Below are 13,673 nucleotides of genomic sequence, written 5' to 3' on the forward strand. Positions count from 1 at the left end.
GCTGGCCTAGCCGAAGCTCACCAAGGAGTGCGTGAGCGAAGGCTGGCTCGCCGCACTGGACGATTTCCGCAACTGGCTCATCCGAGAGGCCGCGTGACTCCGTTCGAATCCCAGTATTCCAGCAAGCTGCGACCGCGATAGCGGCCGCACGACGCGCGCTCGTGAAGTGGCGTGAGGAGCGTCAGGCTGTTGTCACATTCGGATGCCGGACGTGCCAGTCGGTCACCTGCTCATACGCATGGGCGATGCGGCACAGCATCGACTCGCCGAGCCGTCGGCCAGTGAACTGGATGCTGTACGGCAGACCGTCCGCAGAAAAGCCGCACGGCAGGCAGATCGCGGGCACACCAGCCAGATCCATCGGCATGGTGAATTCGAAGCTACGCGGCGCGGCGGCGGACCACGCCTTGTGGTACTCCGGCAGCGAGCCGACTTGAATGGCGTGGGTGATCGGCCACGCCGGATCGCCGCCGGCCGGGCCGGCGATGGCATCGACTGATTCGAGAACCGCCGTGAACCTGACGGTGAATGCCTCGCGGCGCTCTCGAGCCGCAATCAGCTGTTGCGGCGTGACGCGCGCACCCATGGCAAGGAACTCTCGGCGATCAGTTTCAGAGTGGTCGTGAACGGCTCACGCCAGGATATCGCGCCGTTGGTTCGCGACTCGGTCTATCAAGTCGCCCGCGAAGCGATCGCCAATGCGTTTCGCCACAGCGCCGCCAGCCACATCGAAGTCGAAATCACCTACGAGGCCCGCCAGTTTCTGGTCGCCATCCGCGACGACGGCGTCGGCTTCGTCCCAGCGCTCATTGCCGCCAGCGGTCCCGATCACTGGGGCATCCAGGGCATGCGCACCAAGGCGAAGGAAAGTGGCGGCGCCCTTTCGATTTGGACTCGTGAGAAGGCAGGGACGGAGGTCCGGATCGTCTATCCCGCCCGGTTGGCCTTCGCGCGGTCATGATCTTGCGGTACTTGCCGACGCGCGTAGCGAAGGCGGCCTCGTGAATCGCCCGCGCGACTTCGCCGGCACCGGGTTCAACTGCCTTGGAGATGTCCAGCGAACCGGTGAAATAACAGACGTCCGCAACGTGATGTCGTACTGGCGCGAACGCCATGCATTCCATCATCTGGGGCTGTTCGTTGTCGATTGGTGCGATGGTTTTCAGGCGCTGAAGCTCCTTGCGGGTTTCGAGTTCGTCAATGCCATCCGGGCAGGAACACACCGGGAAGATGCACCCGATCGAAGACGCACGCGAGGAGCGTCAACGTTGGAAGCGGCGGAACCTGCGACGGAAATAGACGCCTTCTACGAGTTCAAGCTCGTTCACGAAGGGGATTGCCCCTATTACGCAATGCCCTATATCGATCTACTCGATGTTCTTCGCAATCGTCGTACGGGCTGGCGCAGGCCAGGGCGGTCAGGCGATTCACGTCCGGCCGCAGACTGCTCGACGGAGGACCTGGCCGGGTTATTCGGTGTACAATAACGCTGTGAACCGGCAGCTGCGCCTCGCACTGCTCCTCGCCGCCTTGGCGGCGGCCGGGCCGTCGGTGTCGGCGCCGCAGGCGTTCGATGCGTCGAGAACGGGCGTCACCATCGCCTGGTTCCGGGTCACGCCTGATACCCGTCCGGACTTCAAGATCGAACCGTCGGGTCTAAGACCTCGCCCCGACGGGTGGCGCGCGGCAAAGGGCCATTACTGGGCCAAGTCTGACGTCGTTCTTCCCGACCCCCTGCGCGTTCACTCGCTGTTCCAGCGGCCGCCACCTTCCCACTCCTGACGCGGCAGCGGTTCATTCCGCTGCATTCGTGTGTTCACGAGGCATCAGTGACTCTCGGTCACGAAGGGAGAATTCCATGCGTGCATGGTGGCGATCCGTTGGTACGAAGCCGCGTCCAGGCGCGGTGATTGATGAAGTGCGGCGTGCGCAAGCGGCCCTCGCCGAGTTGTCGGACGAACAGCTCGATGATTGGTTGAAACGCGCAACGAAGCTGGCCGACGTTGTCGCCGGCGCGGCGGTGCTCATCCACAAGGTGCTGGGATTCGACCTGTTCGATGTCCAACTCCAGGCCGCACTCGCCCTGGCGGACGGCAAGGTCGTCGAAATGCAAACTGGCGAAGGCAAGACGGTGGCGGCTGTGCCGGCGATTGTCTGGCTCGCGCGATCCGGACTGGGCGTTCATGTGCTGACCGCCAACGATTACCTCTCGAGGCGTGATGCTGCCTGGATGGGCGGCATCTACCGGCGCCTCGGGCTATCGGTCGGCGTGATCCAGCAGGAGATGACGAGCGTAGAGCGTCGCGCGGCCTATGGCTGCGCCATCACCTATGGGACCGCAAACGAGGTGGGCTTCGACTACCTCCGCGATCAACTGGTGCTCGACACCGCCGACCGCGTGTTGCGGCCCTTTGCCGCAGCGGTGCTGGACGAGGCAGACTCCGCGCTGATAGACGAGGCCCGCATTCCGCTCGTCATTGCTGGAGGGGCAACCAATGCGGGCGATGAAGCCTTCCGCGCCGACCGGGCCGTGCGTTGTTTGCGTCCAGGCGATTACTCCACCGATGACAGCGGCCGCAATGTGGCGCTGACGCCGTCTGGGCTTGCGGCGGTGGAGCACATGCTGGGGTGCGACCTCTACGTAATCAGGCAACCCCAGGAAGGGGTTGCCTCCACCGAGCACGACATCTTGCAACCCCAAGAAGCTGTTGCCACGACCGAGGGCGCCGGATCGTTGATGGCGGCGGTTCATGAAGCGCTCCATGCCCACGCGTTGCTGCGCCGCGACGTCGACTACGTAGTGCGTGACGGCCAAGTGCTCTCCGTCGATGAATTCAAGGGCCGCATTGTTCGCGACCGTCGCTGGCCGGGTCGATTGCAGACCGCGCTCGAGTGCAAGGAAGGTGTGGCCCGAAAAGTCCAGGGCCGCGTGCTCGGCTGCGTGACGATTGAGAACCTGATCGCGCTCTATCCGACGGTCTGCGGAATGAGCGGCACCGCGGCCACGCAGGCGCGAGACTTCCGCGAGATGTACGAGCTGGATGTCGCGGTCATTCCAACCCACCGGCCGATGATCCGCATCGATTATCCGGATAAGGTCTTCGCGACGAGGGCTGAGAAGGAGACGGCGATCGTGGCTGAAATCCGCGCGACTCACGCGAGTGGCCGACCAGTGCTCGTCGGCACGGCCAGCGTCCAGGAATCGGAAGCGCTGAGCCGTCAGCTCGCCGACATCGACCACGTTGTGCTCAACGCGCGCAACGAAGAGGCCGAAGCGGCGGTCATCGCGCGAGCCGGTGAACGCGGCGCCGTCACCATCTCCACTAACATGGCCGGTCGTGGTGTTGACATCAAGCTCGGCGACGGCGTCGCCGTCCTGGGCGGACTGCATGTCGTCGGGACCACGCGCTACGAGAGCCGGAGGGTCGATCACCAGCTGCGCGGACGCGCGGGGCGGCAAGGCGATCCCGGCAGTTCGCGGTTCTTCGTGTCGCTCGAAGACCCATTGATGGTGAAGTTCGGCGCCGACTGCGCGGCACCCGACCAGGCGCAGCGGATCGCCGAGGGACAGAATCTCGACATCCGCCTGCTGCTCCGCAAGTACGAGACCGTAGTCGAGGCTCAGCGCCGGTTGACCGGTACGCGTCGTGAGCGGGTGCTGACGGGAGAACAGCCGTGCGGGTCTGAGTTGGGGCGGTTGGTCATGCTGCACACCATCGACGAGCTGTGGTCCGACTACCTGACTGCCGTCAACAACCTGCGCGCCGATTCCGTGTGGATCTCCCTCGGCACCGCGAATCCATTTGCCAACTACATCGTGCAAGTTCACGGGATGTTCGGGGAGTTTCAACGGGCCATCGATGACGAATGGCCGAACCGACTCGAACAGGCGCAGACGGAAGGCATTGACCCCCGGCAGCGTGGCGCGACGTGGACCTACCTGACAACGGATGAGCCGTTTGGCCACGTTACCGAGCGCATCATGCGAGGCCTGCGGCAAATGGTCAGGCGCAACCTATCCGGTCAGGCATGACATGGCGATGTCGATTCTCCGATGACTGGATTGTGCCGAACCGGCGTGTGCGAATTGGCGCTTGCGGTCTGACTTGGCTGAGCGGCCGACTAATGTCGCGTCTTTCTCCCGGTTACATAAGGCCCGCGCGGTTGGCCTTCGCGCGATCATGATGCCGTGCTCCTGGCGCAATGAGCCGAGGCCCTTCGTGGGCGGTTTCAACGACTTGAGGAGACGCCGGCGGTGAGGGACAAAGACAGGCCGTTGCTAGTTTCAAGAATTGTCGTTGCCAGCTACGAACGCCCGCTCGGCAGTCTCCCAGGCCTCAAACACTCGCGTGCCCAGCTCCGTCGCCGTGTAGTAACGGCGCGGCAAACCGATACCGCCCGGCGGCAGTGGGTCTTGTCGCGAGCGTAGATATCCCTTCCGAACCATACGACCGAGTGTCACGTACGCCGTTCCACGTTTCAATCGGCCTTCGGAGAGCATGACCATCTGCAGCCCGAACAACTCCCGATGCTGAATGAGCATCTCGATGATAAGTCGCTCTGCTATCCCTAGCTTCGGAAGCGTTTCGCTCACAGATGATAGCCCGTCGTCCGAATGTGATGATCCCATGTCGGCGCGATGCGATCAATCGCCACGGAGGCCGGTCTCCGACGTGTTCCGTTATCTGCGCAGCCGGCTCACCGAGTCCACAGTTTCGCATCAGCCTTGGGAAGGACTTCCCAGTGACGACCCGACGCGTCGGTGAGACGGTTGATCCAATCGCCCATCGTCGTTCGCCCCGACAAATCGAGTTTCGGCCACCTACCGCGCTGCTCGATAAACACCCCTTGCTTTTGATCGATTGCCTCGACACTGTCCATCCCCTCACCGTTCCCCCGGTTGCGCCGAAGCCAGCGTCAACGACGTTTTTGTCGGTGAGCCCCGCGACTGTGAGAGTCAATGATGCTCGCAAGGTTACGGTTACCGGCACACTGGTCGATCGTGTCGCAGTGGTGACCGCAAATGGTCTCCGCTTGGACAGTGGTGTTGGCGCGTTAGTCGTTATTCGGTGGTTGATGGAACAACATCATTAGTGCCGACAGGCTCTCAGCAAACTAAAGTCAACGACTTAGCCTGTGGAAGTTCGATACAGCGAAATGGCTGGATCCGTAAGCTGTTGATAGCGACAGCTTTAGGAGCTGGCTCGCCGCACTGGACGATTTCCGCAACTGGTTGATACGCGGGGCGGCGTAAGTCTATTGTTTTGTGCCTGATTCTGCGACTTCAGCTTTTCGCGGAGCCGCTTCTCCCTCTTGGCGTTGCAAACCCGCGAAGCCTTGCACGGAATGGACCCGGCTATTGCTGTTGAGGGCTCGCAACCAGCAATAGCCACAACTGCGGCGCCCAAGTGTGAACCGCCACAGCCGTATGATCGGGAGATGCCGTTCGCCGTTGTCGCAGTGGAAACGCGTATTCTGTGGCCCGCCACTGATACGTCAATTCAATTCGCTGGTCAGACTCTGACTTTGAGGCCCGGCACGTCGAAACTCTATCCGACGGTTTATACGAAATACGATCCGGACACACAGGAAGCGTGGGGGGACGCGCACTCCCTCCTCCGACGTTTTCTCAGCGCGCTCGCATGGTCGGGCGAGCAGGCAGTTCGAGACGTGACTAGCGGCGGCGGAGGCTTCCCGATCAAACTCGGGCGCGCCGAGGAACTCCCGACGGAGCGCGAGCCATCGACCGAACCGTTCCGCTGGGAGCCGCCTGCTGACTACCTACCAGAGCCCTCGGATCAGCGCGCCAAGTTGGCATTGGCGCTCTACCGAGAAGCGCTCGGGCTTGAGCACGAGAATCTACCTTACGCATTTCTCGGATTCGCGAAGGTCTTGAATATCATCGGTAACGGTAAGGCGCAGGTCGCGTGGATTAACGGCGCTATTGGCGGAATCAAGGATCACGTTGCCCGCGCGCGAGTGTCCCAAATCCAAGCAGATGGGCAAGACGTTGGTGATTACCTCTATGGTTCGGGCCGCTGCGCCGTCGCGCACGCCGCCAATGATCCAGTAGTCGATCCAGACGACGCGGCCGACACGATGAGGCTCGGGAAGGATTTGCCCGTCGCAAAGGCTCTTGCCCAGCACTTTATCGAAGTTGAACTTGGGATCAAGAGTCGCTCTACGATCTACTCAGAACATTTGTACGAACTCAAAGGTTTCCATGAGCTCCTCGGCCGGGAGCTAATCACGCATATCCGAAATGTCGGCACCGCCGAGGGTGCCACTCCACCAGAAATTCCACCGATTTCTGTGAGGGTCGATCTGCACGGAAGTCAAATCGAGGCTGAGTTCTCAAACCTTCAGCCGCTAGACCTGGGAGTCGGAAAGGGACGAGCAGTACTCAATTGCCAGTCGTCAGACGGCCGCCTCCGAATCGGCCTCCTCCTCGATTTTGAAGGCGAACGGCTTGGCTTTGACCCTGAGTGTGACGTCCACATTAGCGATGACGGATCCCCAGAAGCCGTCGATCACGCCATCGCACGACTCAGATTCCTGCGCGGGATGATTTCAAATGGCAGGACCGAAGTTCGAGATGCTGCGACGGGCCGCCGGCTCGGTCGCACCGATCCGTGCATCCCCACAAACATCGATCCCGGTGGAAGTATAGAGAATATTGAGAGGCGAATCGTGCAGCTAGAAACCGAGCGAGCAACTCGAAAGACGGCAACATGAGTGAACGTCGAAGACTCGATTTCAGGATCCGTGTCTTAGACGTCGCGGAAGACGACCACTTCAAGATCGAGCTCCTCCCGCATCCTGATCGCTATGATGAAGTGGTCATCGACGGGGCACCTTGCCTCTTAGCCAATCGCCCCAACCCTCTGGCCCTTTGGGCTGGCGGCTCCAGCGCGGACCGGCGATATAGAGCGGTCGATCCATCCCGCTAATCATAGCTGGCCGACCCGGGAGTCTGTTGCCGCCCGAACGGCGCGGACGATTCGCGCATTGAGCGGAACCGCTCGGTAGGGTTCTGATTGACAATCGTTCGGCGCCTCTCCATAGTGTCCGAGTCGCAGGATGTACCGATGACTTCACCGAGTTCTCTTAGTCGCGGTTGGCGATTGTTTGCCGAAGACCTCCGATTTGCCTCTCGCCGTCTCTGGCGCGCGCGTGGGTTTGCGATCGTGGCGGTCGCAATGCTGGCGCTCGGCATCGGCGTCAACATCGCGATGTTCACCGTTGCGAACACCGCTCTGTTCAAGGGCTTTTCAGAGGTTCGCGAGAACGATCGAATCCTATATCTAACGACGACGAAGAAGGCGGTCAGCTATCCCGATTATCAGGATTGGCAGTCGCACGCGCGGTCATTCGACAGCATTGCGATGGCGCGAGGAGTTTTCACGACACTCGGTAGCGACAGTGGCGCGCCGGCAACGTACTTTACGACCCAAGTAACCGCGAACGCCTTTGCATTGCTCGGTGTAGAGCCGATTCTAGGGCGCGACTTCCTGCCATCGGATCAGCACGCTGGTGCCATGCCCGTCGTGATTCTGCGTCACGACCTCTGGAAGAGTCGGTTTGCCGGGAGTCCAACGATGATCGGCTCGGCGATCAGGCTCAATGGCGTTTCCACGGTGGTGATCGGCGTCATGCCGCCGAACTTCTCGTTCCCAGAAGACCAGTCGCTGTGGACTCCGCTTGTGCCAACCGAGGCAGCGCTCAGACGGGAATCGTTCTTTGCACGTTACGCATTCGGACGGCTTGCGCAGGGTGCGACTCGTGACAGCGCGACGGCCGAAATGGAGACCATTGGCCGCCAGCTTGCGAGTGCCTATCCAAATACAAACAGCGGTCGCTATCCCGTCGTGCATGACTTCAGGGAATTCTTCATCGGCGAGGACGGCACGAAGACGTACAAAGCGCTTTGGGGAGCGGTTGCCTTGGTGTTGCTGATCGCATCCGGGAATGTCGCTAATCTTCTCCTCAACCGATCGATGCGGCGGTCGCGCGAGATTTCGGTTTGCCTGGCACTCGGCGCACGGCGCGCACAGGTGGTTCGTTCGATCCTGCTCGAGAGCGCCCTGCTGTCAGGCGCGGCAGGCTTCGTCGGCTGGTGGATCGCCGAGCAGTGTGTGGGTGCGTATGTGTCGGCCCAAGCAGGTACGCCCACTGCCGCACTGAGCTACACCGCAGACATCCAGCTACTTGTCTACGCCGTAGTCGTCTCAATGGTCGCAGGGAGTCTCGTCGGCCTCCCTGCGGCGCTTTGGATGACGAGATCCAGCATCAATCACACATTGAATGATAACAGCCGTGGCGTGGCCGGTACCCCTCGCACCAAGAGGTTGGCTGACGTTCTGATTACAGCCGAAATCGCATTGGCACTGGTCGTCCTGACTGGCGCCGGTCTTATGGCGCGCAGTGTGTTCAATGTGTATACGGCAAACATCGGCGTCAATCCGACAAACGTATTGACGATGTCGATGTACGTTGCGCCGGAATCCTATCCTGGCAACGCCGAGCAGATTTCGTTCTATCAACGCCTCTCTGCTCGCTTGCAGCGAGTCCCCGGCGTGCAATCCTTGGCGATTGCGTCCGTCGCTCCAACCGACAGGGCGGCACACGCACCGTACGCGATAGGGAGTGCGCTATTGACTGATAAAGGAGCACAGCCGACGGTTGGCCGCATGATCGTCGGCCCTGGATACTTTGAAACGATGGAGGCGAGTATCGTTTCCGGCCGAGACTTCAACGACTTCGATGACTCTTCCGCCGCGCCGGTCGCCATCGTCAACCAGTCGTTTGTAAGACAAAACTCGGCCGCGGAGCCGGTGCTGGGCACGCGCATTCAATTGTTTCAGGATGCACACCCTCAGTCGTTCACGATTGTGGGCACAGCCAGCGATATCGTTCAGAGCGATCGCACGCGACAGGACGCTGAAGCGTTGGTGTATGTGCCATACCTGCAACGACCGCAACCGAACATGTTCGTGTTCGCGCGCACCCGGGTTCAACCAGCAGCTCTCGCAACCGCCTTCTCTACCCAAGTGGAGGCGATGGACGCGACCCTGCCCGTTCCTGGCCTGATGCCTCTTGCTGACCGTTTCGCACGCGCGTACCGATTCGAGCGCAACATGACGGCGATCTTGATGGGCTTTGCTGCGTTGGCGCTCTTACTGGCCGTGGTAGGTCTCTATGCTGTCGTCGCGCATTCAGTCGGAATGCGTAATCGCGAGATTGGCATCAGGAGAGCCCTTGGCGCCAGTACCCGGCAGATCAGAAATCTTGTGCTGCGGGAAGCGGCCGTTCCGCTGGTCGCGGGTCTGACGATCGGGGTCTCAGCATCGGCGGCGCTCGCGCCGGTGATGGAGCCCATCCTCGTGAGAGTATCCGGCGTCGATCCGGCCATTCTCGGCACCGCGTCCTTGACCCTGGCAGTCGCTGCCGTCGCTGCGTGCCTGCTTCCGGCTCGGCACGCACTGCAAATCGATCCGGCAATCATCCTCAGGCAGGAGTAAGGATGCTTCGTTGGAGTTCCATCCGCCCTGGAACGGGTATCCGCGCAGGCACAATCCCGCCACATGATGGGTCGATTTACGGAATGGTCGCGGGCACTCGCTAGCGATTTGCAATCCATTATGATGCGCATCATGACGATCAGCGCTCCGCACACAGTGTGACTCAGGACGCGCGCTAGGCGCTGCGGCACCTAAGCGACCACCAGCGTTCGCAATGGCGGCAGTCATCACCATGGGGCTCGGTATCGGCGCGAACACGGCGATGTTCACGACGCTGAATGCGATCGTGTTGAAGCGATCACCGATTACGTGCCCCGACGAGCTGATGGGGATCGCGCCCGTCAATTCATCTCGCCTCGATCGCGTGGCTGCGCTCAGGCACTGATGTCTGTTCGCTAACAGGCTGGCGGTGCCGCGATTGACCCGGGCCCAAAGTTCTTTGTTCTCTACCTGGCCTGATCAACGACTTAGCTTGTGGAAGTTCGATACAGTCAAATGGCCGGTTTCGTAAGCTATTGATAGAGCGAGCTTTAGGAGCTGGCTCCTCGGGCTGGACTCGAACCAGCAACCCTCCGGTTAACAGCCGGATGCTCTGCCATTGAGCTACCGAGGAATACAGGCAGGACTTCTCTTGGGGAGAAGAACCCCCATCGTAAGACAGAACAGGGGGCCGCCGCAAGCATTCCGGCCAACGGACCACCGAATTTCCTCGCCTAACCGCCCATGGCCGAACCATCCACCGCCCGCCTCCGCGCCCGATTCGCGCGCTACGAGCGGACTGATCGGCCCGGCGCACTCGACCCTCCGTTTGCGGCAGAATGGGGCCGTACTGCGAGGCACCCCATAAAGGGGTGCCCTACAAGGGTCCAACATAAAGGCCAGGCACCCCATGAAGGGGTGCCCTACGAGAAACTCCAAAACGATGGCGACTTCCCTCGCGCCCGACCTCCCTGCGGCCGTCCCCGGACCGTCCTTCTGGATGCCGGGCGGCGCCTTCCTGGCGTTCCGCAAGGACCCGCTCACCTTCTTCACGGGCCTCTCGCGCACCCACGGCGACATCGCCGGCTTCTCGTTCGGCCCGCAGAAGGTCTACCTCCTGAGCCGGCCGGAGTGGATCGAAGACGTGCTGGTGAAGTCGGCCGGCAAGTTCCAAAAGGGCGTGGCCCTGCAGCGCGCCAAGGCGCTGCTCGGCAACGGCCTGCTGACCGCCGAGGGACAGGAACACCTCAAGCAGCGACGGACCATCCAGCCGCTGTTCCACCGCCAGCACGTGCAGGGCTTCGCCGACGCGATGGTTCGCCACGCGTTGCGGTGGCGCGAGTCGATCACGCCCGGCGCGCGGCTCGACATCACCGCAGAAATGGGCGCCCTCACCCTCGCCATCGTCGGCGAGACGCTGTTCTCCAGCAACGTGCAGGGGGATGCGGACGAAGTGCGCGAGGCGCTGGCCGATGCCGTGCAGGGGTTCGGCATCGCCTTCCTCCCGGGCCTCGAGTACATCGAGAAGCTGCCGCTGCCGGTGTTCGTCCGCTCGCGGAAGGCACGCGATCGGCTGGACCGGGTGGTCCGCCGGATGATCGCCGAGCGACGCAGCCAGGGCGCGGGTGAGCGGCCGGATCTCGTCTCGATGCTGCTCGCGGCGCGCGATCCCGAGAACCCGAACGAAGGCGGGATGAGCGACACGCAGATCCGCGACGAGGCCATGACCATCTTTCTCGCCGGCCACGAGACGACGGCGAATGCCATGGCGTGGACGTGGCACCTGCTCGGCTCGGCGCCGGAGGTGGAGGCGCGGCTGCATGCCGAACTTGACGCCGTGCTGGGCGGCCGCACGCCGGCCGCCGAAGACGTGCCGAAGCTCGAATGGACCCGCGCCATCGTCTCGGAGTCGATGCGCCTGTTCCCGCCGGCCTGGACGATGGGACGCCGCCTGGTAGAGCCGCACACGATTGGCGGTCACGCGATCGAGAAGGGCGCGCTGGTGATCATGAGCCAGTGGGTCGTGCATCGGGATCCGAGGTGGTGGCCGGAGCCGGAGGAGTTTCGTCCGCAACGCTGGCTCACTGACGGGCGGCGGGAGCCGGGAGTCGGGAGTCGGGAGTCGAGTGACCGGCCGAAGTACTCATATTTTCCGTTCGGTGGCGGCAATCGCGTCTGCGTCGGCGAGTCGTTCGCGTGGACGGAGGCGATCCTGTTGCTGGCCACGATTGCACAGCAGTGGCGCTTTGTCCGCGGCCCTGAGCCGGCGCCCACGCCGGAGCCGAGGATCACGCTGCGCCCGAAAGGGCTGTTCATGCACGCTGCACAGCGGTAGGATGCGCCGATCGGGGCGGGGCGCACGTGAATTGTCCTGCCTGCCCGTCCCTTCCTACTGAGGTGATTCATGCGCCGGTTTGGCCTGCTCTCGACCTTGTGCCTGCTCGCAGCCCTCGGGGCCTCACCAACCGCGCAAACCTCCACGTGGCGACCCGTGGTGCTCTCCGACACGGGCATGATCGCCTCCGGGCACGCGCTCGCCTCAGAGGCAGGCATCCGCATTCTCAGGTCCGGCGGCAATGCGGTGGACGCCGCGGTGGCGGCCTGGGCTGTGCAGGGCCTCACCGAGCCGGAGATGACCGGCCTTGGCGGCGACATGTTCATACTCATTTACCTCGCCAAGACCGGCGAGGTGAAGTTCATCAACGGCAGCGGCGTCGCGCCGATGGCGGCGACCGTCGATTTCTACAAGGGCAAAGGCGGCCTGCCGAGTGACGGCATCCTGTCGGTCAGCGTTCCGGGCGCGGTGGCGGGCGCCGAGCTGGCCGCGCGCACTTACGGCACCAAGCCGCTCGCCGAGCTGATGGCGCCGGCCGCCGAGCTCGCCGAACGCGGTTTCCCAATCACCGAGTCCCTCGCCGGCGCCATTCGCGGCAGCCGGGAGAAGATGTCGGCGTCGGCGAAGAAGATCTGGTTCAACGGCACCGAGCCGCTCGGCATGGGCGACCGCGTCGTGCAGAAGGACCTCGCGGCCACGCTGCGGGAGATCGGCGCGCGGGGCAGCGCGGCGTTCTACCAGGGCCCGATCGCCGCGAAGTTCGCCGCCTACATGAAGTCGGAGGGCGGCCTGATCGATCAGAAGGACCTGGCCGCCATCAAGGCCAACGAAGACACGCCCATCCACATCAACTACAAGGGCGTCGAGGTCTACGAGTGCCCGCCCAACTCGCAGGGCTTCGTGATGCTGCAGGCGCTGAACATCCTCGAGGGGATGAACCTCCGCTACATGCGGCACAACTCCGCCCCGTACCTGCATGCGGTCACCGAATCGCTCAAGCTCGCGTTTGCCGACCGCAACAAGTACGTGGCCGACCCGGCATTCACGCCGGACCTCCCGATGCGAGAGCTGCTGTCGAAAGACTACGCGGCCCGGCGCCGCGGGTTGATCGATCCGGACAAGGCCATCGCCGGGGAAGCGCCCGCCGGGGATCCGCGCCAGCCGGCCACGTCGATGCCGCGAGGCCTGGCGTATGCCATGCCGCAACCCGGACCGGACGGCGCCACGATTCTGCAGGGCGTGGAGGACGGCCACACGACCTACCTCGCGGTGGTCGACAAGGATCGCAACATGGTCTCGGTCACCTCGTCGCTGCTCAGCCTGTTCGGCAGCGGCCACGTGGTGGAGGGCGCGGGCTTCGTCCTGAACAACCGCATGGCCTACTACGGCCTCGACGCCGACGACGTGAATGTGCTCAAGCCCGGCAAGCGGGTGCGGCAGACCATCAATCCCGCGCTGGCGCTCAAGGATGGCAAGCCCTACATGGTGTTCGGCACGCCAGGCGCCGACACCCAGCCGCAAGCGCAGCTGCAGTTCTTCCTCAACGTCGCCGAGTTCGGCATGAACGTGCAGCAGGCGATCGAGGAGGGCTCGATCGTCAGCACGTCGTTCAGGAGCTCGTACTATCCGCACCCGGCGGAGGGCAAGCTCCAGGTGCCGGCCAGCCTGCCCCGGCATGTGCTGGACGAGCTCGCGGCCATGGGCCACAAGCTCGACATCCGCAACGTCCGGGGCGTCGGCTCGGTCAAGGCGATCATCATTCACCCCAGGACGGGTGTCCTGATGGGCGGCGTGAGTCCGACGCGGGACAGTTACGTGATGGCATATTGACGACGCCG

At 62.8% G+C, this 13,673-nt stretch carries 10 protein-coding genes and 1 tRNA gene; 9 read left to right on the forward strand and 2 right to left on the reverse strand.

The genetic code is table 11. From position 1 onward, the window contains the following. Positions 1-181: 181 nt before the first annotated feature. A complete protein-coding gene (locus WC815_18800; protein MFA5910835.1) occupies positions 182-586 on the reverse strand; it encodes an amidase family protein in 405 nt (134 codons plus the stop codon). Between WC815_18800 and WC815_18805 the strand changes: the two genes are divergently transcribed. The 7 genes from WC815_18805 (at position 563) to WC815_18835 (ending at position 9,906) form a co-directional block, all read left to right on the forward strand. Continuing rightward, positions 563-961, forward strand: a complete 399-nt coding sequence (locus tag WC815_18805) for an ATP-binding protein (protein MFA5910836.1) — start codon at positions 563-565, stop codon at positions 959-961. The two genes, WC815_18800 and WC815_18805, sit on opposite strands and share 24 nt — an antisense overlap. Before the next feature lie 40 nt (positions 962-1,001). Then, positions 1,002-1,487 (forward strand): hypothetical protein, encoded by a 486-nt coding sequence (locus WC815_18810; protein MFA5910837.1) that lies wholly within the window; start codon positions 1,002-1,004, stop codon positions 1,485-1,487. 4 nt (positions 1,488-1,491) lie between these two features. Further along, positions 1,492-1,782, forward strand: a complete 291-nt coding sequence (locus WC815_18815) for a hypothetical protein (protein MFA5910838.1) — start codon at positions 1,492-1,494, stop codon at positions 1,780-1,782. Between the two features lie 124 nt (positions 1,783-1,906). Further along, on the forward strand, positions 1,907-4,033 hold the full coding sequence (locus WC815_18820) for a hypothetical protein (GenBank protein MFA5910839.1): 2,127 nt from the start codon (positions 1,907-1,909) through the stop codon (positions 4,031-4,033). A 1,406-nt stretch (positions 4,034-5,439) separates the two neighbouring features. Next, positions 5,440-6,735: a methylamine utilization protein MauJ gene (gene mauJ / locus WC815_18825; protein ID MFA5910840.1), complete on the forward strand. Its 1,296-nt coding sequence runs from the start codon at positions 5,440-5,442 to the stop codon at positions 6,733-6,735. A gap of 353 nt (positions 6,736-7,088) precedes the next feature. Then, entirely contained in the window at positions 7,089-9,521 is a 2,433-nt protein-coding gene (locus tag WC815_18830) for an ABC transporter permease (protein MFA5910841.1), read from the forward strand. 214 nt (positions 9,522-9,735) lie between these two features. Continuing rightward, positions 9,736-9,906 (forward strand): hypothetical protein, encoded by a 171-nt coding sequence (locus tag WC815_18835; GenBank protein MFA5910842.1) that lies wholly within the window; start codon positions 9,736-9,738, stop codon positions 9,904-9,906. Between the two features lie 153 nt (positions 9,907-10,059). On the opposite strand, the gene WC815_18840 is transcribed toward WC815_18835, so the two are convergent. Next, positions 10,060-10,134 (reverse strand) — tRNA-Asn (locus tag WC815_18840). 309 nt (positions 10,135-10,443) lie between these two features. On the opposite strand from WC815_18840, the gene WC815_18845 reads away from it, so the two are divergent. Both WC815_18845 and ggt read left to right on the forward strand, forming a co-directional pair. Continuing rightward, complete coding sequence (locus tag WC815_18845; GenBank protein MFA5910843.1) at positions 10,444-11,835, forward strand: cytochrome P450; 1,392 nt, start codon at positions 10,444-10,446, stop codon at positions 11,833-11,835. A gap of 69 nt (positions 11,836-11,904) precedes the next feature. Next, positions 11,905-13,665 carry a gamma-glutamyltransferase gene (gene ggt / locus WC815_18850; protein MFA5910844.1) on the forward strand — a complete coding sequence of 587 codons (1,761 nt, stop codon included), beginning with the start codon at positions 11,905-11,907 and terminating at the stop codon, positions 13,663-13,665. Positions 13,666-13,673 lie beyond the last annotated feature (8 nt).

The sequence above is a fragment of the Vicinamibacterales bacterium genome, from assembly GCA_041659285.1.
Classification (GTDB): Bacteria; Acidobacteriota; Vicinamibacteria; order Vicinamibacterales; family UBA2999; genus 12-FULL-67-14b.

Bases quoted from the DNA above. Each gene is read 5' to 3' on its own strand.
- WC815_18800 (MFA5910835.1), bottom strand. From the start codon at position 586: ATGGGTGCGCGCGTCACGCCGCAACAGCTGATTGCGGCTCGAGAGCGC.
- mauJ (MFA5910840.1), top strand. From the start codon at position 5,440: ATGCCGTTCGCCGTTGTCGCAGTGGAAACGCGTATTCTGTGGCCCGCC.
- WC815_18830 (MFA5910841.1), top strand. From the start codon at position 7,089: ATGACTTCACCGAGTTCTCTTAGTCGCGGTTGGCGATTGTTTGCCGAA.
- WC815_18835 (MFA5910842.1), top strand. From the start codon at position 9,736: ATGGCGGCAGTCATCACCATGGGGCTCGGTATCGGCGCGAACACGGCG.
- WC815_18845 (MFA5910843.1), top strand. From the start codon at position 10,444: ATGGCGACTTCCCTCGCGCCCGACCTCCCTGCGGCCGTCCCCGGACCG.
- ggt (MFA5910844.1), top strand. From the start codon at position 11,905: ATGCGCCGGTTTGGCCTGCTCTCGACCTTGTGCCTGCTCGCAGCCCTC.